The following is a 23,011-nucleotide window of genomic DNA, read 5'->3' on the forward strand; positions in this document are numbered from 1 at the left end:
TGATCATGCGAACAGCTAAAATGTCCTACCCTAGCGCTTATTTCTCCCTCACTTTGCTGGCTTGGGCGATAAGCGGTGTTTTGACTCAAGCACACGCCGAAGGTTATGAGCTGCAAGAAGCGAATCGAAGTAACATAAAGACCGAGGCATGGAGCTGTAAGCAATGCCAACCTAAGACAGGTCATATTGGCAATGTCAGTACCAGCCTCGCTTACAACGATAGTGAGGACAGCCGTTTCGGTAACAGTACTGGGACAGATAACGAGGGTCTCGTTGGCGCCGTCGGTGCGGATATGATGTACAAAACACCGTCGGGTTATCAAACCGAGCTGGTCGCGGACAAGTTAGGCTTTGACGCTGGCTCTGCCATGCTCACAACCGGAAGGCTGGGAAACTATCAAATCAACTTGGGTTATAGAGGCTTAGCAAACTATAACCATAATCAACTCAAAAGCCCCTATACCTCAGCGCAAGATAAAATGTTATTGCCCGATAACTGGATAACAGGCGGCACAACGCAATCTATGCCTATGTTACAGAGCAGCCTTGTTAGCCAAGATTTAAGCATTCAACGTGATCGCTTTAGTATTGGTGGTTACTACGCGGGCAAAATATCACCTGAAGGTGACAATAACAGTCACTACAAAGCCTCGCTAAACTATCAGCATGAAGACCGTAGCGGCGCCAAAAAGACCAGCGCCAATATACTCACCAATAGCGTTATGCTAGCCCAACCAATTGATGACAGTACTGATGAAGTCGATGCGAGAGTTTATTTTAACGGTTCAGGCTGGCAAGCAGGCATCAATAGCCAAATCAGCCAATATAAAAATGATCACCAAGCCATGCAGTGGCAATCAGCCTACACACCCACCTTTGGTGCAGCATACTTAGGCCAGAATGCGGTCGACCCCGACAATAAAGCCTACCGAGTTGCCGCAGAAGTCTCAGGGGGGGCAAATGGTCAAAATGTATTGATGCACGCAGGCTTTAGCCGCATGACCCAAGATGACACCTTTATTCCTGCCACCATCAATGGCCCATCGCCCGTCCTGCCTGCGGATACCTTAAATGGCCAAGTCGATATTGTAGAGATGGACCTTAAATATTCAGGACGGATCAACCAAGATTTAAGTATGCAGGCAAGTTACAACTATCAAGACAGAGATAATAAAACGGCTCAATTAGACTTTCCGCAGATCGTCACCGACAGTATTAATCAAGGCACAGCCCAAAATAGCCTTTATGATAAGCGCACCAAAAAACTCGAACTTAAAAGCAAATACCGTTTTACCTCAGCGGCTTATGCCGAAGCGGGTTACAGCCATAATGAAAACGATTATGCCGAACTCGACCGCCAATCCATCGATGAATCTGGCGTGTTTGCTAAACTAAGTTATCGCTATTCGCCCGCATGGTCAGCTTGGTTGAAAGGAGAAGCACTAGAGCGAGATGGCAGTGAATATCATCCCGTCGCAACCACTCAAAGTTCAAGTAATCCTTGGCTACGTAAATCCTACCTTGCCGATAGAAAAAGACAGAAAGTCACCTTACACACGGATTATCAGAGCGACATTGGTCTATCTCTTGGTGCCAGCTTACACAGTATTAATGACGACTATCATCATACCCTAGTAGGTCTAACAAAGGTGTCCTATCTCGGTTACGACTTGTCAGCCCAATATATGCTGAGCAGTGACCTCAATTTAACCGCCTTTGTTAACCAAGATTGGCGCGATTCAGACCAAGCGGGCAGTAATTCCTTCTCGACACCCGATTGGTACAGCACTGCAGAGGAAAAATCGACCTTGATTGGTGCAGGGCTTAGTTATCAAAACCTGCTCAATCATCACCTCGATATTGGTTTGGATTACAGCTATTCCGATGGACAGAGTGATACCGAAGTGACCTACGGCATCACCAGCCCCTATGGCGATTTTTACGCCCGCAAACACAATATTAATGCCTACGCCAAATATAAGTTTGCCGACAGTATGTCGCTGCGCGTCGATTGGTTATTTGAAAAATATCAAGATGCTAACTGGCAAAACCAAGGCACAAGCTGGGACACGATTCCCAACGTACTCAGTTTTGGTGATATGGGCCACGACTACAACGCTCACTACTTAGGCTTGACCTTAAGCTACCAAATGTAACTTAGGCACTGACAGCGCATTCCAAGGATAGAAATATGAACAAGTTTGCAAAAATTCGCACTCAATTCAGTCTTATGCTGGCCTTAGTCTCGCTATTAAGCGCCTGTGGCGGTGATAACGGCCAAGATGGTAATCCCGGTGAGCCTGCGAAACCGCCAGCATTAACGATAACTAGCCTTAACATCATGGTCGATAAAGTCGCGATGACAGATGGCATTGCTCAAGTGGATTTTCAAGTAAGCAATCAAGATGATGAAGCCGTGATTGGTATCCCATCGGCGACATTTATTGCTGCGCAGCTTCTCCCCCAAGGTTATACAGGAGCGGGGAATAGCAGTGAATGGCAGCACTTTACCGCTGAAACCTGCGCGACAACTTGCCCTGGCAGTCTCACAGATCATAAAAATGGTCACTACAGTTATACCTTCAGCACCGCATTTAATGGCATGAATGGAGTGACGTTTATGCCCGAAGCGACCCAAAGAATGGTGGTCAAAATTGGCGGCGATAAACTTGCCGATAACACGCCCTTACCTATAACCAATCAGCATTATGACTGGCAATCTTCAGGTAGTAATGTCGCTTACACCCGCAACTTAGTCACAATAGAGACCTGTAATAGTTGCCACAGTAATCTAGCTTTCCATGGCAGTAGATATGATCAAATCGAAACCTGCGTCACCTGCCATAACAGCAAAAAAGTCAGTAACCCTGATATTTTCCCACAAATGATCCACAGCAAACATTTAACCGGCTTCCCGCAACCCATTAGTGACTGCCAAACCTGTCACGTCGATAAGGCTGAGTTAACCGAACAGCAAAACTGGCGCAGAGTCCCGACCATGCAAGCCTGTGGTGCCTGTCATACACAGATCAATTTCCCCGCAGGCGAAGGACACCCAGTGCAAACAGATAACAGTAACTGCGTGGCGTGTCATAATGCCGACTGGACCGCAAGCGTACACAGTGATGAAGCTAAAACTGCGGCATTGATGCAATTTAGCCCAAGTATCACCAGCGCCAGTATGGATGCCAATGGTACGGTCACTGTTGCGGTTAAGCTGATGAATCCAGCCACAGGAACTGTGTATAGCGAAAGTGCCGATAAGCTAAAACTTATCAATGATTTAAGGGTATATGCCAACTGGGGAACCAGTTTTGATTATGCGACCCGTTCAGCTCGCTCGATTAAACTGCCGGAATCCACACCCATATCAGGCTCTAATGGCATTTATACCTATACGATAGCGGGCCTTACCGTGCCAGCAGGCACTGAAACGGATCATGGCGGACTTGCGATTCAAGGCAGAGTCTGTGCCAAAGATAAAGTACTGGTTGATTGCACGACTGAACTGGCGGAAGTGTTAGTGATTAAATCCAGCCACAGTTATTTTGATATGGCAGCATTGAGCAATGAAGGTCGCCGTAGCGTTGTGAGTAATGCAAGCTGCGGTAATTGCCATGGTGATCAAAAACTGAATATTCACGGCTCACGTAACGATCTCGATGGTCAATGCCAGCTATGCCATAACGCCAATATGCTGGCCGATGCGACGGCAGCCAATCCTTCAATCACGTCATTTGACTTTAAGCAGCTGATCCACGGTATTCACACCAGTCAATTCACGGGGTTTGAAAGCCTAAACTACCCAGGAAAAATCGGTAACTGTGCCCAATGCCATGTTAACGATACTGCGGGAATTTCTACCGTCGCCCTCCCCTTAAATTCAGCGGTGCAACCCCTTGCCCTCAATAACGGCACTTTTACCAGCCCAATTGCCGCTGTGTGTAGCAACTGCCATTCAGATACCAGCACTCATAACCACATGGCTCAGCAAGGTGCTGTTTTTGCAGGTACAAAATCCGATGCAACCGCAGGAACTGAAACCTGTGCTTTCTGTCATGGACAGGGCGGAGTCGCGGACGTGTTGAAAGTGCATCCAATAAACTAACCCTATGATGCTGGCCTAAAAAGGCCAGCAACTGCAGATATAAAAGGAACTCATACGATGCAGCCATCTACTCCTAAAGAAATAGTCAGATCTCAGTCACATTACCCGCCTAAAGTGACTGATAAATACCAGTGACTTAGTTAGCCTTACAGATGGAAAACTAATTCCACACATCTTATGCGGGTAATGAGATTTATTCTTATTTGCCAAGCGTTTGATGATGATTACAACTATTGCAGGGAAATATCATGATGAAACGGTTCAATTTCAATACCGCAACAAAAGCGATGTTGGGTGCCGGTTTACTCTCTCTACTACTCGCCGGTTGCGGTGGTAGTGACGGTAAAGATGGTGAAGACGGAAAACCGGGCGTTGTCGGTGTTAATATCGATTCAACTCCTACACTGAAAGCAAGTTTCACTAACGCCACAGTCGATGCAGGTAAAGTGACTGTTAATTTCACATTAGAAAATGCGAATGGTGTGGCTGTACTTGGCTTGAATAAAGATCACGACATTCGCTTTGGTATTGCGCAACTTAGCCACGTAACAGTAGCAACAGAAGATCCAGCAAAACCCGCTGACCGCGGTTACCAATGGCAAGCCTATATCAATACGAAAAAAGAACCTGGCACAGTGCCTTCTGGCGTGGATAACCTCAATCCATCCGCTCAATATCAAGCCAACGTTGAAGCTGCAGCCAAGTGTGATACATGTTTAGTCGATCATGGTGATGGCAACTACAGTTATACCTATCAAGCCAATATCGCCAATGTCACTGAGCCCTTAGCCATCACTTACAGCGCTGAAGCGACTCAACGTGCAACCTTAGAGCTTGAGTTACCACAACTTTCAGCAAACGCACATTTTGACTGGCAGCCTTCAACAGGTAAAACAGAAGGAATCCAAACACGTAACGTTGTTTCAATAACAGCCTGTTACACCTGTCACCAACCAGAAAGTTTAGAGTTACACGGCGGCCGCAGAGTTGATATTGAGAACTGTGCATCTTGCCATACGGCAACCTCTGGTGACCCTGAATCAGGCAATAGCATTGAATTTACTTACATGATTCATGCTATCCATAAAGGTGGCGAACGTCATACCTATGATGAAACTGGAGCGGAAGTTCCTGCACCATATAAAATTGTGGGGTATGGCGGTAAAGTCATTGACTATGGCAAGGTTGGTTTCCCATTAAAACCTGCCGCGGATTGTGCAGCCTGTCACGTAGAAGGAACGAACGCGCCAGCTAATGCCGATCTATTTAAGGCTGATTTAAGTAATCAAGCCTGTATTGGTTGTCACACTGAAAAACCATCTGCTCACCACAGCAGCAATGACTGTGTTGCCTGTCATAATGCAACTCAACCCTATGGTGGAACAGGCAGTGCGGCTAAACGTCATGGCGATGTGCTGAAAGCTTACTCTGACACTAAAACTATGGGTATTAAGTTCAGCAATGTAGGTATCAATGCCACAGGCAAAATCACTTTCGATGTTCAAGTTATTGATAAAGATGGCAATGCGATTGACAAAGCCTTCGTGAACCAGGGCTCGCGTGTTGTAGTTGCATGGGATTCTGATAAAGACTTCCCGAGTTCTGCTACGGCTTCTTACAGTAACCGTCGCATTGCTCTAAGTGAAGGTACCTATAACGAAGCCAATAAAACCTACTCATTGACTGGCACTAAGTTCAATTTACCCGCAGATGCAAATGGTAAAACATTCGAACTATGGTCAACATTGGAAGTATGTTTCAACAATGGTGGCTATGGCGTTGCGGATGTTGTGATGACAGATTGTGCGACAGCTAACACACACAAAGTCCCAGTCAAAGAAGCTCCTTATCACTTCGTTTGGAAAGATAATGCTGTGGATAGCACAGCTAAAGCAGCTACTCGTCGTGATATTATTGACCCAACAAAATGTCAAGGTTGTCACAATCAAGAAATTCACCACTATGACAATGGTGTAAACTGCCAAACTTGTCATACATCAGACAAAACCCTTAAAGCCGATTCAAGCTATCCTGGTGGCAAAATCCCAACTAGCTTTGCTTGGAAAGCTCACGAACGTGAAGGCCATTATCTAAAATATGCAGGCGTACAATCGGGCACTGTGCTTAAAACTGATTGTGCTACATGTCATACTGTAGATAAATCAAACGTCATTACAGGTATTACCTTAGGCCGTGCACCTGAACGCACATGGCGTTTTGGTGACATCAACAATAACGGTACCGATATTTGGGTCTCTTCTGATGCAGGCGCATGTTTAAGCTGTCACCAGAAATATCTCTCTGATGCCGCTAAATCTCATATTGAGGCTAACGGTGGTATCTTAAACGGTACTAGCGCAGCCGATGTGCAAACCCGTGCATCTGAAAGCTGTGCGACTTGCCATACACCAGCTCAATTGAGTGAAGTCCACGGTAACTAAACAGATGTAACGCTCTCATTCAGAGCAATGTTTTTATTGTTATTAAAGAGAGAGGTTGTTACCTCTCTCTTTATATTCTTCCCTTTCAAAACCCCGCTGTTTTTTTGTTCTAGAATCATTTTTACCTCTCGCTTTAAATACCTCTTTAGAAATAGAAAGATCCAAGTCACACATTAGCAAAGGCCTTGGAGATTTTAAGGTCATGTTAGGTTAGCCTTTCCTTGGGGAATTCTATTTCCAGCATCCACTTAAGTCGCTTCTAATGACCAAAAACACAGACATAGAATCTGTTGGCTCTAGAACATAGCGTTTAAGCAATGCCAAACCTATGCAGGGAAAAAAATGATGAACGCACAAACAACTAAAATCGCACTGCTGTTAGCAGCAAGTGCAGTCACTATGGCCTTAGCGGGCTGTGGTGGCAGCGATGGTAATGATGGTAATCCCGGTGAACCTGGTGGCGAACCTGCTCCAGCGATTCAAACCCTTAATTTCGCCTTTGACAAATCTGTCGTCACTAACGGTATTCCGAGTGTTGAGTTTACCGTCACTAACGAAAATGATTTACCCGTTGTTGGCCTACAAAAAATGCGTTTTGCCGCAGCACAATTAATCCCACAAGGCGCAACTGGTGCAGGTAATGCGTCACAATGGCAGTACTTTGGTGATGAAACCTGTGATGTCGCTGCAACATGCCCTGGGACTTTCGTTGACAAGAAAAACGGTCACTACAGTTATACTTTTAGCATGAACCTGACTGCTAACACTAAAGTCACCTATAACGAACAGTTAGCTCAACGGGTATTAATCCGCGCTTATAACACTCCGCTTCCCGATGGTACTCAAGTACCAAACAGTAACGCCTTTGTCGACTTCACTGCCGATACTGGCGCACTGCCAACATATAGTCGCAAAATTGTCGCCACAGAAAGCTGTAATACTTGTCACCAAGATTTAGCCAATGTTAAACATGGCGGCGCGTATTCTGACGTTAATTACTGTGCAACTTGCCACACAGCCGGAAAAGTCGGTGTTGGTAAAGAGTTCAATGTTCTCGTTCACGCTAAACACAAAGACCTCACCTTAGGCTCATTAGAAAGCTGTCAAAGCTGTCACGTTGCAAATGAGGCTACGCCTGATTGGAGTAATTGGTCACGTATCCCAACTGCTGCCTCATGTGGAAGCTGCCATAGCGCAGTGGACTTTGCTGCTGGTAAAGGTCACTCACAACAGCTAGATAACTCCAACTGTATCGCCTGTCATAACAGCGATTGGACTGCAGAACTGCACACAGGTAAGACTGCAGACAAAAAAGCCGTTATCGCTCAGTTAGGTATGTCAGCAGCACTTGCTGGTCAAGCTGATGATACTGCAGTATTAACCGTGTCTATCTTAGACAAAGATGGTAACGCAATTGATGCGGCAACCGTTCAAGATAAGATTAAACGTTTAGAGTCCGTTACCAACGTTGGCCCTAACTTCCCGATCATGGGCTACAACCCAAGTCCAGGTAGCGGTAAAGCGAAAATAGCGAAAGACTTAGTCAAAGATGGCGCCCTGCAAGAAGGTGTAACCTTAGTTGACGGTAAATTGGTCTTTACAACACCCGTTCTACCTTTCGGTGCAGGCGATACTGATACCGCCTTTACCATTATCGGTTTAGAAGTGTGTAGCACTGGTACAAGCTTAACTGCATGTACCGCAGACAGCGCAACAACGAGCATGAAAGCCGAACTAGCTTTTGGCACTAAGTCTGGTAAAGCACCGAGCATGCGTCATGTTAACTCAGTTGAGTTTGGTACCTGTCAAGGTTGTCACGGTGATAGCTTCGAAATTCACAAAGGCCACCATGCGGGTTTTGTGATGACAGAACAGCTATCACATGCAAAAGATGCCAGCGGTAAGCCAATCGTCGGTGTGGATGCGTGTGTCGCTTGTCATACCCCAGATGGTACCTATGCAAGTGGTGCTAACAAAGGTGCGTTGGAGATGAAATTACACGTTGTTCATGGTAAACAAGGTGTCATCAAAGAATGTACCCAATGTCATAACGACTTCAACCTAGATGCATTCAAGGTCAAAGGCGCTCTGGCAACAACTGCGGGTAAATACACCACGCCAATCACTGCCACTTGTACTTCATGCCACGCGCCAGAATCTATTGGCCACGGCTTAGAAAATATGGGCGCGATTGTGAACGGTGATTATGTTCAAGCCAATCAAGCGGCGCAGTCAGAAACCTGTTTCTACTGTCACAAACCCACACCAACAGATCACACTCAGGTGAAGATGTAATTTGCCCAAGCAGGGGGAGTTCGCTCCCCCTTTCTTGAATTTTGTTGGGACAAATTGGGAAGCCTATTATGAAGAACAGCCTAAAAATGAAAAACCTACTGCCGGCACTTGTCATCTCCATGGCAATGTCTGCAGTGATATCTTTATGCATCACACCGAGTGCACACGCCTCAAAGTGGGATGACAAAATGACTCCAGAACAAGTCGAAGCCACCTTAGATAAGAAGTTTGCCGAAGGCAGCTACTCCCCTAAAGGTGCCGATTCTTGTTTGATGTGCCACAAAAAATCTGAAAAAGTGATGGACCTCTTCAAAGGTGTTCATGGCGCCATTGATTCATCAAAGAGCCCAATGGCTGGCCTGCAATGTGAAGCCTGTCATGGTCCTATGGGTCAACACAATAAAGGCGGCAACGAGCCGATGATCACTTTTGGTAAGCAATCGACCTTAAGTGCAGAAAAACAAAACAGTGTCTGTATGAGCTGTCACCAAGATGATAAACGCGTATCTTGGAACGGTAGTCACCATGACAATGCCGATGTTGCTTGTGCCTCATGCCACCAAGTGCATGTCGCAAAAGATCCTGTGTTATCAAAAAACACCGAAATGGAAGTCTGTACTAGCTGTCACACTAAGCAAAAAGCAGACATGAATAAACGCTCAAGTCACCCACTAAAATGGGCTCAAATGACCTGTAGCGATTGTCATAATCCCCATGGGAGCATGACAGATTCCGATCTAAACAAGCCTAGCATTAACGAAACCTGTTACTCCTGCCACGCCGAGAAACGCGGCCCAAAACTGTGGGAACATGCACCCGTCACTGAGAACTGTGTGACTTGCCACAATCCTCACGGCAGTGTGAATGATGCCATGTTGAAAACCCGCGCACCGCAGCTGTGTCAGCAATGTCACGCTAGCGATGGCCACGCCAGCAATGCTTACTTAGGTAACACTGGTTTAGGTTCAAACGTCGGCGACAATGCCTTTACGGGTGGAAGAAGCTGTTTAAATTGCCACAGTCAGGTCCATGGTTCAAACCATCCATCTGGCAAGCTATTACAGCGCTAAGGAGACGAGAAAATGAAATTTAAACTCAATTTGATCACTCTGGCGTTACTAGCAAACACAGGTTTTGCAATAGCGGCCGACGGGTATGGCCTAGCCAATGCCAATACAGAAAAAGTCAAAATGTCCGCTTGGAGCTGTAAAGGCTGCGTTGTTGAAACGGGTACGTCTGGCACTGTGGGTGTTGGCGTAGGTTACAACAGCGAAGAGGATATTCGCTCGGCGAATGCCTTTGGGACTTCAAACGAAGTTGCGGGTAAATTTGATGCCGATGTCACCTTCCGTGGTGAGAAAGGCTATCAAGCCAGCGTTGAAGCTTATCAACTGGGCATGGATGGTGGCCGTTTAGATGTCAATGCGGGCAAACAAGGCCAGTATAATGTCAATGTAAACTATCGCCAAATCGCCACTTACAACAGTAATAGTGCCTTAACGCCCTACTCTGGTGTCGGCAGCGATAATTTAACCTTGCCAGACAACTGGGTAACTGCGGGTTCAAGCAGCCAGATGCCGTTACTGATGGACAACCTAAATGCCTTAGAACTGTCGCTCAAACGTGAGCGCACAGGGTTAGGTTTTGACTATCAAGGTGAATCCCTGTGGAGTACGCATGTGAGCTACATGCGTGAAGAAAAAACCGGCTTGAAAAAAACATCAGGTGGATTCTTTAACCAATCCATGATGTTAGCTGAGCCAGTTGATTACACCACTGACTCCATTGAAGCTGGCATTAAACTAAAAGGCGATCGTTGGTTCACTGCACTTAACTACAATGGCTCAATTTTTAAGAACGAGTACAACCAGTTAAACTTCGACAGTGCCTTCAATCCGACCTTTGGTGCTCAAACCTCTGGCACACTCGCCCTTGACCCTGACAACCAGTCACACACAGTGTCGCTCATGGGTCAATACAACGACAATACAAATGTGTTAACAGGTCGTGTGCTTGCGGGACAAATGAGTCAAGACCAAGCATTAGTCACTTCAGGCTATGGCTATCAAGTGCCAACAGAGGCCGTTGATGCCAAAGTTGACCTCACAGGGTTGAACTTAAAAGTCGTCAGTAAAGTGACTAACTCACTGCGCTTAAGTGGTAGCTACGACTATAGCGACCGTGATAACAATACTCAAATTGAAGAGTGGACCCAAGTCAGCATCAACAATGTCAATGGTAAGGTGGCCTATAACACCCCTTACGATAACACTAGCCAACGCTTCAAAGTGGCGGCGGATTATCGTATTACCCATGGACTGAAGCTTGATGGCGGCTATGACTTCAAACGTGACGACCGTAATTATCAAGACCGTGAAACCACGGATGAAAATACCGTTTGGGCACGTTTGCGCGTTAACAGCTTTGAAACTTGGGATATGTGGGTTAAGGGCAGTTACGGTCAGCGTGATGGTTCGCAATATCAAGCTTCTGAATGGACATCTTCTGAAACCAACAGCCTGTTACGTAAGTACAATCTGGCTAACCGCGACAGAACCCAGATTGAAGCTAGAGTCACCCACTCGCCAATCGACAGCTTGACCATAGATTTCGGTGCCCGTTACGCATTAGATGACTACTCTGACACAGTTATTGGCTTAACTGAGTCAAAAGACACCAGTTATGATGCCAACATCAGCTACATGATCACCGATGATTTACTGGCGACAGCCTTCTACAACTACCAAATCATTGAGTCTGAACAAGCGGGAAGCAGCAACTACAGCACCCCAACGTGGACAGGATTCATTGAAGACAATGTAGATGTGGTCGGGGCAGGCCTGAGCTACAACAACTTGCTTGAGAACAAGTTACGCATGGGATTGGATTACACTTATTCAAACTCCGACAGTAACACTCAAGTCAGACAAGGTATCACAGGCGACTATGGCGATTATTTTGCCAAAGTGCACAACATTAACTTATATGCTCAATATCAAGCCACCGAGAAAATGGCGCTGCGCTTGGATTATAAAATTGAGAATTATAAAGACAATGATGCCGCCAATGATATCGCCGTCGATGGGATCTGGAACGTCGTAGGCTTTGGCAGCAATAGCCATGACTACACAGCGCAAATGATCATGCTGAGCATGAGTTACAAACTCTAATCGATACTGGTCATAACACGAAAAGCCCGCATTTTGCGGGCTTTTGTTTAAGTGCAACAGGATCTTTTAAAGCGATAACATCATGGCAGATAACAGTAAAAATCTTGAATGAGATCAGACTCTGGCGCAAAAGTCCGCCCATAAAAAGCTTAATCCTTGAGTTTTGGCTCACTTTAGCGGATCTTAATTCAATCTTTTAGTTAATCCTCTGAGCCCATGCGTATTTATTCTTCACTCTCCCAATCTCAGTGGCTGTTATCACTTTCTGCACTATTGGGGCTAAGCCTATTACCCTTACCCGCCATGGCGTTCGACCCTTCGGGTGGCGCAGCGAGCCTATTTATCATTTTAGGCCTAGGTGGTTTTACCTTAATCAATCTGTTTCTACAGGGCTTATTCTTTTTTGCGGGTCAGTATCGCAGCGCCACTTTTGCTAAACGCCATGTATTAAGCGCACTAATAGTGCCATTAATTGCCATTGCGTTAGCCATTTATGATCATAGAGGTTGGAGTGATTTCGCCCTTAACTTAGGCATTATCTGTGTCGGTATTGGACTGATTTTATTGCCACTACAGCTTTGCCAAATCGATAAACCCACCAATCGCAATGCAGATTGGATCATCAGCCTAGGGGCATTATTCATCTTAGCTTTGAGCTATGTGATTGCGCCATTAGCCCTCTTTACGATTGTGCTGGCCCACATTTGTTTGGCTTCAAGCACAAATCAAATTCCTAAGATATTAAGTTATATCAGTTTAATCCTTGGCTATTCTCTTTTTGGCTACTGGGTATATCAAACAGTGATGATGCTCCAATCCTGATTGAAAATGAATGAGCAACGATAAAATTAGCGATTAAATTGACTAAGACGAATCTCACTAAAGCGCCATCGCCACTTTGCGTAACTGTATCGCCATCATGCTCGGCATCAATGGCTAAACTGCTGGCAAAAATCAGCGCCTGTACTTTATGTAAGGCCCATTTACCCTTAGCGCCCAAGCCGATATTACAGGCCAGTACCCAAGCGCGAATTTTGATTGCAGGCCAAGCTCCGGGCGTGAAAACCCACCATAAAGGCATACCTTTTGACGATGCCAGCGGTGAACGGCTGCGCACTTGGTTGAATGTCACGCGGGAGCAATTCTACGACCCCAATCTTTTTGCCATTATCCCTATGGGATTTTGTTTTCCGGGCAGTATCGAAAAAAACGGTAAAAAGCAGGGTGATAAACCACCGCGCCCCGAATGTGCTGCCACTTGGCATCAGGCCTTGCTCGCCCTAATGCCGCAAATAGAGCTAATTGTGATCCTCGGCCAATATGCCATCGACTATCATCTACCGCGCGAATCGTCCGAGGCCGTAAACCTCACTTCGCCGATCACTGAGCCTCAAACAACCAGCAGTAAAATTTCGACCAGCGCTAAAGTAACAGCCATCCCCAAACTGAAACCAATAACAGTGACCCAAGCATGCGCGCAATGGCAGCAATATTGGCCTAAGTATCTTGTCTTGCCGCACCCAAGCCCGCGTAATAATCTTTGGCTTAAGCAGCATCCTGAGTTTGAACGCGATATGCTACCCAGATTAAGAATGCGTATTGCATCCCTGTTAAACCTTCAACACTACTAGGCGCCTGTATGTATCTGCTTGATTCTGCCATTGCTAAGCAAATTGTGAGTCGTACAATGAAAATCATTGGCCACAATATCAATGTGATGAACGGCCAAGGGGTGATTTTAGGCTCAGGCGACCCTAAGCGTATAGGGTCAACCCACGAAGGCGCGCTGCTGGCGATTGCCCAAAATCGCAATGTTGAGATCAGTCAAGAAGTCGCCTCAGGGCTGCATGGCGTTAAGCCAGGCATCAATTTACCCTTACATTATCAAGGACAAATTATCGGCGTTGTCGGCATTACCGGTGATCCACGTGAGCTCACCCATTATGGTGAGTTACTCAAAATGACCGCCGAAATGATTGTTGAACAAGCCAACCTGCAGGATAAATTGCAATGGGAGAATCGCCAGCGTGAAGAGTTTATTCTGCAACTGATCAAAGCTGAAACCGATGATGCACAGTTGCACCGCTGGGCAAAACAGCTCGACATTGATATCAGCCTGCCAAGAGTCGCGGCCATTATTGAGATCAGCGAGAAAAACATCCAGAAACACCACTTAAAGACCGATACCACCCCATCGGCCTTGTACTTAGTTGAGGCATCCACTCAGCCCGCCGATGAACGTAGCCCCAGAGTCAGTGAAACCCTCAAGCAAGTGCTGCATCTATTGCAATATCCTGACCGTGGTAACTTGATTGCCATGACCTCAATGTCGCAGTTGGTGATCCTAAAGCCTGCTTTTTTAGATGGAAAACAATGGGATCCTGAGCTTGAAAATCAGCGCATCGATAAGCTGTTGCAGCGCTTACCCGCCCAAATGGATTTAAACTTTAAAATTGCCCTAGGCCATTTCTTCCCGGAAAAAGGTGGGATAGCGCGCTCCTATCACACGGCTCAAGAAACCTTAGCACTCGGTAAGCAGCTCAATGCAGAAGGGAATAAATACCTGTTTGAAGATTATTCCCTACAAGTGTTACTTGCAGGGCTAAAACATGACTGGCGCGGTCAGGCGCTGGCAACGCCCTATCAGCAACTCGCCAAGGCGGACAAAAACGGCCAATTACGCAAAACCTTAGCGGCATACATCACCCACTTTGGCGATGCACAGCAATGCGCGAATGCCCTGTTTATTCATCGCAATACACTGAGATATCGCCTTGATAAAATTCAGCAAATCACCCAAGCCGACATTCAATCCCTGCATGGATTATTAAGCCTGTATCTTGGGCAATTAATTGATACTTCGACTCGCTTAACTTAACGCTCAAATGACTTAGCAACTCAACAGATTCGCCAGAAAAAAGCCCGCAGATGACGGCGCCGACCTGATGGCCAGATCAATTGAGTAAAACTTGGCCTGTACTAAAAAATTAATTGAAAGATTTATACCGTATCCCCTTTCCTATCCTTTCATATAGTATCGCGTCGATATGCTAGCGCTCTCTACTTAGTCCATTGAAAGGAATGATAATGACCTCAATCAAACTGACTTTACTCGCCAAAGCTTGTCTCATTAGCGGCTTAGCGCTGACTTCACCTTCGTTAATCGCGGCCGAGAAAACCATTCCCGAACTGGTCGATGCCGTCAACGGCACACCCGATGTGGCAAGTCGCGAGGCGGGTAAAAATGTCAAACTGCGTAATCACACTAAGGGATTTTGTACCTCGGGCAGTTTTAAACCGAATCCACAATTACAACAAACGTTGGCAATTCCATTTTTTAATCAAGATAGTATCAAGGTTACAGCCCGCTTTTCCCTCGGCGGTACAAATCCGCAGATCTCCGATAAAACCGCTGGGCGCTTTATGTCACTCAAAATTGACGGCGATAAAGAAAACCTTAACTTTGTCACCACTAACGTTCCCGTTTTCTTTGCCAAAAATCTCGAAGAATTTTTTAACTTTCAGACCAAAGTGAAACAAGGCCCTGAAGGTAAACAGTGGCTTATTGATAATCAACCCAGCGCCAAAGCTTTTTTCGACTATGTTAGACAGTTGCCTCCCAGCCCAAGTTTTGCCAACAGCCGCTACTTCGGTGTAAATAGTTTCCTGTTCAGCACGCAAAAAAACAGTGTTCAACAAGGTGAAACGGTCGCGGGTAAATGGATTTTTGAACCTGTCGCAGGTACTGCCGCGCTGTCAGCCAGTGAACTTGCCAATCTCAGTGATGATTTTTTAAAGGCAGAATTACTCGAGCGCATTAAAACCCAGCCAGCACAATGGAACCTTTATATTCAACTCGCCGAAATGGGGGATGAGATTAATGACCCAACTGTGATCTGGCCTGAAACTCGCCAGCGTTTACTGGTAGGCCAAGTGATGATTAACGGTGAACGAGACAGCGATCCCCAAGTTCAACAGTGCGATAAAGGCATATTTAACCCACTGTTATTACCTAAGGGCATTACTGCATCTGCCGATCCCATACTCAATGCCCGCACCGCAGCCTATGTAGAATCCTTTATTCGTCGTCAATAAAGATGTCGAGTTAAGTCCCTCCTGTTTAGGATTGGCAAATAGCCCTATTTGCCAATTCTTACCGACAAGCGCCTCCCTTACCGACAAAACGCCTCCTCCTGCATTCGAATTCACCTAAGCATTTTTGTGCATGAGCACAAAAATGGCGAAACATAACGCGGTAATTCCGTGGATTTAGCCAAAGCTATTCAAACATACCTGCACAATAATAGGATGAACTTAAAGCAGCCCTCATTTGGACTCAGGCCCAAATAAGCACTGCGCCCTACAATATAAGTCAAAAAACTTACTCAAAAACTTCAGCCAAGAACTGAACGGGACAAACTATGAACTTAGTGCTTATTCTCATCGGCGTGATTGCATTTATTGTTATCGCGACCTCAAAATTTAAACTCCACCCCTTTTTAACCTTAATTCTGGCCGCCTTTATCGCAGCCTTCGCCTATGGCTTGCCGAGCGGAGAAATCGCTAAAACCATTACTACAGGGTTTGGCAATATTTTAGGCTATATCGGCTTAGTGATCGTCTTAGGCACTATCATAGGGATTATTCTGGAAAAAAGCGGCGCCGCCATCACCATGGCCGATGTGGTGATCAAGATATTAGGTAAACGCTTCCCGACACTCACTATGTCAATTATCGGTTATCTCGTGTCTATTCCGGTCTTTTGTGACTCGGGTTTTGTGATCTTAAACTCACTGAAACAATCGATGGCGAACCGCATGAAGGTCTCTAGTGTCTCCATGAGCGTTGCCTTAGCCACAGGTCTGTACGCCACTCACACCTTTGTACCGCCAACGCCAGGCCCTATCGCCGCCGCAGGCAACTTAGGCTTAGAGTCCAACTTAGGCTTAGTGATCGGTGTGGGTCTCTTTGTGGCCGCCGTTGCGGCACTCGCGGGTATGTTATGGGCAAACCGCTTTGCCGATATTGAGCCCGATGGTGAAGGCGCAGAAGAACTTAAAGCGCAGGCCAGTGACTATGAAACGCTGAAAAAAAGCTATGGCACGCTACCAAGTCCATTAAAAGCTTTCGCACCGATTTTTGTGCCTATCGTATTAATTTGTTTAGGTTCTATCGCTAACTTCCCTTCAGCGCCTTTGGGTAAAGAAGGTGTGTTTGATGCGCTCGTATTCCTTGGTCAGCCCGTTAATGCCCTGATGATTGGCCTGTTTTTATCCCTGTTGCTGTTAAAGGGTGAGAATAAGATCAGCGAATTTAGCGAACGCATCAGCCAAGGGCTCGTCACTGCCGCGCCGATTATTTTAATCACTGGTGCAGGTGGTGCCTTTGGTGCGGTATTAAAAGCCACGCCTATCGGTGACTTTTTGGGCACATCACTGTCGGCACTGGGTATCGGTATCTTCATGCCATTTATCGTCGCTGCAGCGCTTAAGTCAGCGCAGGGTTCATCGACGGTAGCGTTAGTCGCAACCTCGGCACTGGTTGCGCCTATGCTTGGCGATATTGGTCTTGGTAGCGATATGGGCCGAGTGTTAACAGTAATGGCAATTGGCGCAGGTGCGATGACCGTTTCCCACGCCAATGACAGCTTCTTTTGGGTCGTCACCCAATTTAGCCGCATGAGTGTCAAACAAGCCTATAAAGCCCAAACTATGGCGACCCTAATCCAAGGTGTAACGTCCATGGTAACTGTGTATGTGCTAAGCCTAGTGTTGCTCTAATATTAATAAGTTCTTGATTCAATATTGTCCCTTGGGCGCATACCGCGCCCAAGATATATCTCTGTTATACGCCCTAATAATTGCAACAGATTAATGTGCCAGTGATGGATATAAATTCCTTTATATCACCTCAGTTTTAGCACAGGGATGTTGTTGCGCCCAACGTAAGTGGCCTTGGGTTTAGTGTTCAATATTGAGCCCTGTTTTATCCCATTTAGCTGTAGGATTTTTAATGAAAATAGTTATCGCCCCCGACTCATTTAAAGAAAGCTTAAGCGCACTCGAAGTGGCTAATGCCATCGAGCAAGGCTTAAGACAAGTGATACCCGACTGCGACATAGTCAAAATTCCCGTTGCCGATGGCGGCGAAGGCACAGTGCAATCTATGGTCGATGCCACGGGCGGCAGTATTGTCAGCTTAGAGGTCATGGGGCCACTGGGGCATAGAGTGCAAGCACACTATGGCATTCTTGGTGAAGGCATTCTCGGCGCTGCGATCAATACAAGTTCTGCTTCAGTTTCACGTGCAGATCCAACGAATAAATCGCCACATCGAGGCGCGATTGCCGTGATTGAAATGGCCTCAGCCTCAGGTCTGCACCATGTGCCGAGGGAGCAACGTAACCCGCTGCTTACCACAAGTTATGGCACGGGCGAGCTGATTTGTGATGCGCTTAATCGGGGGATAAAGCACATCATTTTGGGGCTAGGCGGCAGTGCCACCAACGATGGCGGCGCGGGTATGGCCCAAGCGCTGGATATTTTGTTGCTCGATGGCCAAGGTAAAACCTTGCCTTCTGGCGGCGCAGCGCTGGCGAACCTCGCTCAAATCGATGTATCAAACGCTCATCCACTTTTACGTGAGTGCAGCTTCGAAGTTGCCTGCGATGTTGATAACCCACTGTGCGGTGAACGCGGTGCCTCGGCGATTTTTGGTCCGCAAAAAGGTGCGACGCCCGAGATGGTTAAGCAGCTAGATGCCGCTCTTGCCCATTATGCCGATGTGATTGCCCGCAATGGCATTAGCGATCACCGCGATCATGCCGGGGCTGGCGCGGCTGGCGGTATGGGTCTTGGCGTGATGGCTTTTTTAAATGCCGAGCTTAAACCTGGGGTTGAGATTGTAATGCAAACCGTTGGCCTTGCGGACAAAATCCGTGGCGCCGATTTAGTGATCACAGGTGAAGGCCGCATCGATGGTCAAACCGTGTTTGGTAAAACCCCAATGGGCGTGTTAAAGCAAGCCAAACTGCAGGGCATTCCCACTATCGGTATCGCGGGCTGCCTCGGTGAAAACGCCAATGCCATATTGGATCACGGTATGGCGGCTATCTTCCCTATCATCCCGCACTTAAGTCCGCTTGATGATGTGCTGGCCAATGCCAAACTAAACCTTTGCAATACCGCCCGAAATATCGGCGCGGTACTCATGTTAGGCCAGCGCTAGTACTGGAACTAATGCTTAAGTAATTCCCTCTGTTTAATGATTTGAAGAAAGGCGCCATAACGGCGCCTTTGCTTATTTAGGCCGCAACGCTTTGGCAATACCAATCGTATTAAATATCTGTTCATTCAGCGGGAGTTCAACGCGCTTTAGACAAGGCGAAGGCTTGAAGGCATAGTGGTGTTCTGTCGAAAGCCTTGAACGCAGTATAAAGCGCGTTGCCATGTAGTGAACATCAGCCGCCCTTCGGGAGCCTCACAGCCATCCCACTCCCGTGTTGCATTGCCTTAAAAGGGAATAACCATTTCTGCGTCAATGCGCCTTGGATTGAGATGCCTGTGAGGCTCTGAACTGATTAGATATTTAACGTGATTGGTATACATGAAATTTTAGTGCTTGATGCCTAAAAGGCCTTGCAGTAAAGTGAGCTCCCTTTTTGGTATTCCGCTGATTGAACATTTGAGCGTCACTGATCGAGCATCACTGGTCCGTTATACTCTTCGAGCCAATTTGCGGTTTCACTATAAAAATTAATAGACGGCAAGCCCCATGACCCAGAAACTCCCTCGCCAAGCCACCGCATCCGAAGCAAGTTTGCTGCGCATTTTTACTGCACCGGAAGATGCAAGCTCAACGCTGAGTATTATTGAGCAAAAGCTCTCCGAGGACTTAGCAGGCTTTTTGGGTGACAGTATCGCCGCGCTCGAAAAACCCTTGTCTGAAATCGAAACCGATTTTCAAGCCTTTGAGATCCCAACTCAGCCGCGTTTTGTCTCCGATTACACCGACGAAATCATGCAAAATTTGGTGGCGCATTCGGTACACACAGCGGCGCCAAGTTTTATCGGCCACATGACTTCGGCACTGCCCTACTTTGTGTTGCCGCTGTCAAAAATGATGGTGGGACTCAATCAAAATCTGGTCAAAATCGAAACCTCTAAGGCATTTACGCCGCTTGAGCGCCAAGTGCTCGGCATGATGCACCATTTGATTTACGCCCAAGACACGGATTTTTATCAAAACTGGATGCACAGCGCCAATCATTCCCTCGGGGCATTTTGCTCCGGCGGCACAGTGGCCAACATCACGGCGCTGTGGATTGCCCGTAACCAATTATTGAAAGCAGAGGGTGAGTTTAAAGGCGTCAGCCGCGAAGGCTTACTCAAGGCACTGCGCCACTACGGCTATGATGATTTGGCGATTCTTGTCTCCGAGCGGGGCCACTATTCGCTGGGCAAAGCCGTCGATCTGCTTGGTATCGGCCGCGACAATATCATCAGCATTCCCACGGGCAGCGATAACAAGGTCGATGTCGCGAAAATGCGCCAAGCCGCCCTTAAACTTGCTAGCAAGAACATCAAAGTGTTAGCGATTGTTGGCGTGGCTGGCACCACAGAAACCGGTAATGTTGACCCACTGACAGAATTAGCTGCGCTGGCAAAAGAGTTAAACTGCCATTTCCATGTGGATGCAGCGTGGGGCGGCGCGAGTTTATTATCCAATAAATACCGCCACTTACTTGCAGGTATCGAACTTGCGGACTCAGTCACTATCGATGCCCACAAACAAATGTACGTGCCCATGGGCGCAGGCATGGTGTTATTTAAAGACCCAGAGTTCGCCCACGCCATTGCCCACCACGCCGAATATATTCTGCGTCGTGGTTCAAAGGATCTCGGCAGCCAAACGCTAGAAGGTTCACGCCCAGGCATGGCGATGTTAGTGCACGCTTGCTTGCAGATCATCGGCCGCGATGGTTATGAAATCTTAATCAATAACAGCCTTGAAAAAGCCCGCTATTTTGCCGAACAAATCAAAGCCCATGAGGATTTTGAGCTGGTCACTGAACCAGAACTGTGTCTGCTGACTTATCGTTATGTGCCCGCCAGTGTCCAAGCCGCCATGCAGCTTGCTATTGAGCAAGCTGACACAGTAAAACTCTCCCGCTTTAACGAGCTGCTCGATGGCCTCACTCAGTTTATTCAAAAGCACCAGCGCGAACAGGGTAAGTCCTTCGTCTCCCGCACCCGCATTCAGCCAGCCCGCTATTTTAGACAAGCGACCGTAGTATTTCGCGTCGTACTCGCCAACCCCCTCACCAGCCATGACATCCTCAATCAAGTGCTGGTCGAACAAGGCGAAATCGCCGCACTAGATAACGAGTTTTTACCCGCGCTAATGGCGATGGTGGCTGAATAGCGTGTTATTTAGCGTAAATTTTTAAATTGCGGCTCAAATAAAGCGCTTCAATAGCAAAACAGCCGCAAAGATCTTTGCGGCTGTTTTGCTACGCGACAAAAAATTAGCTGAACGTTAAAGTGACAAGATTAATCAGTCCTAGCAACCTGCATATGATTAAACACTTAATATGTCACTCGTTTGTGCGCCGAATTCAACTGCTTCCGTGACACGCCGTAAAGCCATCCATGGCGGCTCTACGATGACATCCATGTCATCGAAGGTCACGTCAGCAGTTGAATTCGCCTTGGCTAATTTCTGCGTAATCTGCTGCATATGGAAAAATACATACCACTATCACATAGGCAGTCATGCTCCACACATAAGAGTGAAAACTAGCTTGAAAAACACCAAGGGTGTAGGTGTCTCACTCTTTAGTGAGATTAGCTTACGCGCCACTAAGGCTAAGTGTCTATGGTCTTTCCCTTTGAACAAATCAAACCAAAGTTTGTTAGTTTTATTTTATTTTTATATATGTTACGTTGCTCCAGTGCTTGTTTGCGGCTTGACGGGAAGTTCAGACTTTAGTTTAACTAATCCACGAAAAACACGGAGGCAGACATTTGCACCGAGAATAGAAATATCTATGTGCCAGTAAATTTTTACCAAAAAAGGATTTTATAAAATGAACATTGGAACTAAGGTTGGTCTTTTACTTTCTGTAACTGGTTGTGTGATTGGGGGATACTTCGGTCTTTCACCTGTCTATTCACTGCTACAATCAGGTGCTATATATGGACAAGAAGCTGGCTTATTTTTTGAATTACAGGTATTGTAATTGGGAGCATGATAGCTGTGATGACTTATCTTTCTTCGAGAAAGAATTAACAATCTAATACTATATATGATGGACTAAGGCTAAAATTAACTAGCTTAGACCTAATATGAAACTTATCCATTTATTGGGCAGTATCTGGTTGAATTTGGGTTAAATATTTTTCAGAATAAATTTGTTTTCCATCACACAAGGTAGGCATGGTGGGTGTTCGACGATAAGCACATCAGATCTTGTAGCACCCATTGTTTTAAAGCACCATCTATTTTAAATAAGTTTGATTAGCACAAAATAAGTTAAACGTTATTGCCAAGATTAAGTACTGATCATTCACTCCTTTGTGTGTCGAATTCAATTGCTAAATTTAAGTAACCACAATATTCCTTATACGCATAGCGAGTGATTGATTTCTATCACTGATTAAGATTCAAAAGACTTTACCGATTTCATTAGTTTTTGGAATGATGGACATTCTAAGTGATCTGATTGTGGGCAACTTGCTACATGGTTAAGACCAGGGGCTGATCATACTCGATCGCTTTTTATGCATAACCCTTAAAAACAATGAGATAAGAAATAGCTTGATTGATCCCGCCAATGTGATCAAATAGGTCACTTTTTCTTTGTCTTTTGACCTATATATGCTCAAACATCTCGATAACATTGCTGATTGCCGTTCCCATATAAATCAAGAACATGATGTCATTGACATCTGTTTTCTTGTGCTTAGTGCCGTCATCTCAGGCGCTCAAAGCTGGTC

Annotated in this window: 16 protein-coding genes; 15 read left to right on the forward strand and 1 reads right to left on the reverse strand. The window is 46.3% G+C overall.

Translation table 11 applies throughout. From position 1 onward, the window contains the following. Positions 1–5 precede the first annotated feature (5 nt). From L5M71_RS10270 to L5M71_RS10280, 3 genes are all read left to right on the forward strand, one after another. Positions 6–2,156 (forward strand): MtrB/PioB family decaheme-associated outer membrane protein, encoded by a 2,151-nt coding sequence (locus tag L5M71_RS10270; RefSeq protein ID WP_263205665.1) that lies wholly within the window; start codon positions 6–8, stop codon positions 2,154–2,156. Positions 2,157–2,191: 35 nt separating this feature from the next. Continuing rightward, a complete protein-coding gene (locus L5M71_RS10275) occupies positions 2,192–4,108 on the forward strand; it encodes an OmcA/MtrC family decaheme c-type cytochrome (protein ID WP_263205669.1) in 1,917 nt (638 codons plus the stop codon). Between the two features lie 248 nt (positions 4,109–4,356). After that, positions 4,357–6,549 carry an OmcA/MtrC family decaheme c-type cytochrome gene (locus tag L5M71_RS10280; RefSeq protein WP_263205671.1) on the forward strand — a complete coding sequence of 731 codons (2,193 nt, stop codon included), beginning with the start codon at positions 4,357–4,359 and terminating at the stop codon, positions 6,547–6,549. 42 nt (positions 6,550–6,591) lie between these two features. On the opposite strand, the gene L5M71_RS10285 is transcribed toward L5M71_RS10280, so the two are convergent. After that, entirely contained in the window at positions 6,592–6,753 is a 162-nt protein-coding gene (locus L5M71_RS10285) for a hypothetical protein (protein ID WP_263205673.1), read from the reverse strand. Positions 6,754–6,891: 138 nt separating this feature from the next. Here L5M71_RS10285 and L5M71_RS10290 point away from each other — a divergent pair, with 138 nt between their 5' ends. The 12 genes from L5M71_RS10290 to L5M71_RS10345 all read left to right on the forward strand — a co-directional run. Beyond that, positions 6,892–8,844: an OmcA/MtrC family decaheme c-type cytochrome gene (locus L5M71_RS10290; protein WP_263205676.1), complete on the forward strand. Its 1,953-nt coding sequence runs from the start codon at positions 6,892–6,894 to the stop codon at positions 8,842–8,844. 68 nt (positions 8,845–8,912) lie between these two features. After that, complete coding sequence (mtrA, locus tag L5M71_RS10295) at positions 8,913–9,914, forward strand: decaheme c-type cytochrome MtrA (RefSeq protein ID WP_263205680.1); 1,002 nt, start codon at positions 8,913–8,915, stop codon at positions 9,912–9,914. Positions 9,915–9,926: 12 nt separating this feature from the next. Then, positions 9,927–12,014, forward strand: coding sequence for an MtrB/PioB family decaheme-associated outer membrane protein (locus tag L5M71_RS10300; protein ID WP_173245655.1), 2,088 nt, complete (start codon positions 9,927–9,929; stop codon positions 12,012–12,014). Positions 12,015–12,230: 216 nt separating this feature from the next. Next, positions 12,231–12,836: a hypothetical protein gene (locus tag L5M71_RS10305; protein ID WP_212599875.1), complete on the forward strand. Its 606-nt coding sequence runs from the start codon at positions 12,231–12,233 to the stop codon at positions 12,834–12,836. A 110-nt stretch (positions 12,837–12,946) separates the two neighbouring features. Further along, positions 12,947–13,645, forward strand: coding sequence for a uracil-DNA glycosylase family protein (locus L5M71_RS10310; protein ID WP_263205709.1), 699 nt, complete (start codon positions 12,947–12,949; stop codon positions 13,643–13,645). Positions 13,646–13,653: 8 nt separating this feature from the next. Continuing rightward, the gene (locus L5M71_RS10315; RefSeq protein ID WP_263205683.1) at positions 13,654–14,892 is read left to right on the forward strand and encodes a sugar diacid recognition domain-containing protein; all 1,239 of its coding nucleotides are present in this window, start codon (positions 13,654–13,656) and stop codon (positions 14,890–14,892) included. 209 nt (positions 14,893–15,101) lie between these two features. Continuing rightward, on the forward strand, positions 15,102–16,109 hold the full coding sequence (locus L5M71_RS10320; protein WP_263205685.1) for a catalase family peroxidase: 1,008 nt from the start codon (positions 15,102–15,104) through the stop codon (positions 16,107–16,109). A gap of 326 nt (positions 16,110–16,435) precedes the next feature. Continuing rightward, positions 16,436–17,794 (forward strand): GntP family permease, encoded by a 1,359-nt coding sequence (locus L5M71_RS10325; protein WP_263205687.1) that lies wholly within the window; start codon positions 16,436–16,438, stop codon positions 17,792–17,794. A gap of 232 nt (positions 17,795–18,026) precedes the next feature. Beyond that, a complete protein-coding gene (locus tag L5M71_RS10330; protein ID WP_263205689.1) occupies positions 18,027–19,241 on the forward strand; it encodes a glycerate kinase in 1,215 nt (404 codons plus the stop codon). A 546-nt stretch (positions 19,242–19,787) separates the two neighbouring features. Beyond that, positions 19,788–21,437 carry a pyridoxal-dependent aspartate 1-decarboxylase PanP gene (gene panP / locus L5M71_RS10335; RefSeq protein ID WP_263205691.1) on the forward strand — a complete coding sequence of 550 codons (1,650 nt, stop codon included), beginning with the start codon at positions 19,788–19,790 and terminating at the stop codon, positions 21,435–21,437. A gap of 664 nt (positions 21,438–22,101) precedes the next feature. Next, positions 22,102–22,254: a hypothetical protein gene (locus tag L5M71_RS10340; RefSeq protein WP_263205694.1), complete on the forward strand. Its 153-nt coding sequence runs from the start codon at positions 22,102–22,104 to the stop codon at positions 22,252–22,254. Between the two features lie 638 nt (positions 22,255–22,892). Beyond that, positions 22,893–23,011: transposase family protein (locus tag L5M71_RS10345; RefSeq protein WP_263205711.1), on the forward strand; the 119-nt coding region annotated here is incomplete at its 3' end.

This window comes from Shewanella sp. SW1 (assembly GCF_025653545.1).
Classification (GTDB): domain Bacteria; phylum Pseudomonadota; class Gammaproteobacteria; order Enterobacterales; family Shewanellaceae; genus Shewanella; species Shewanella oncorhynchi.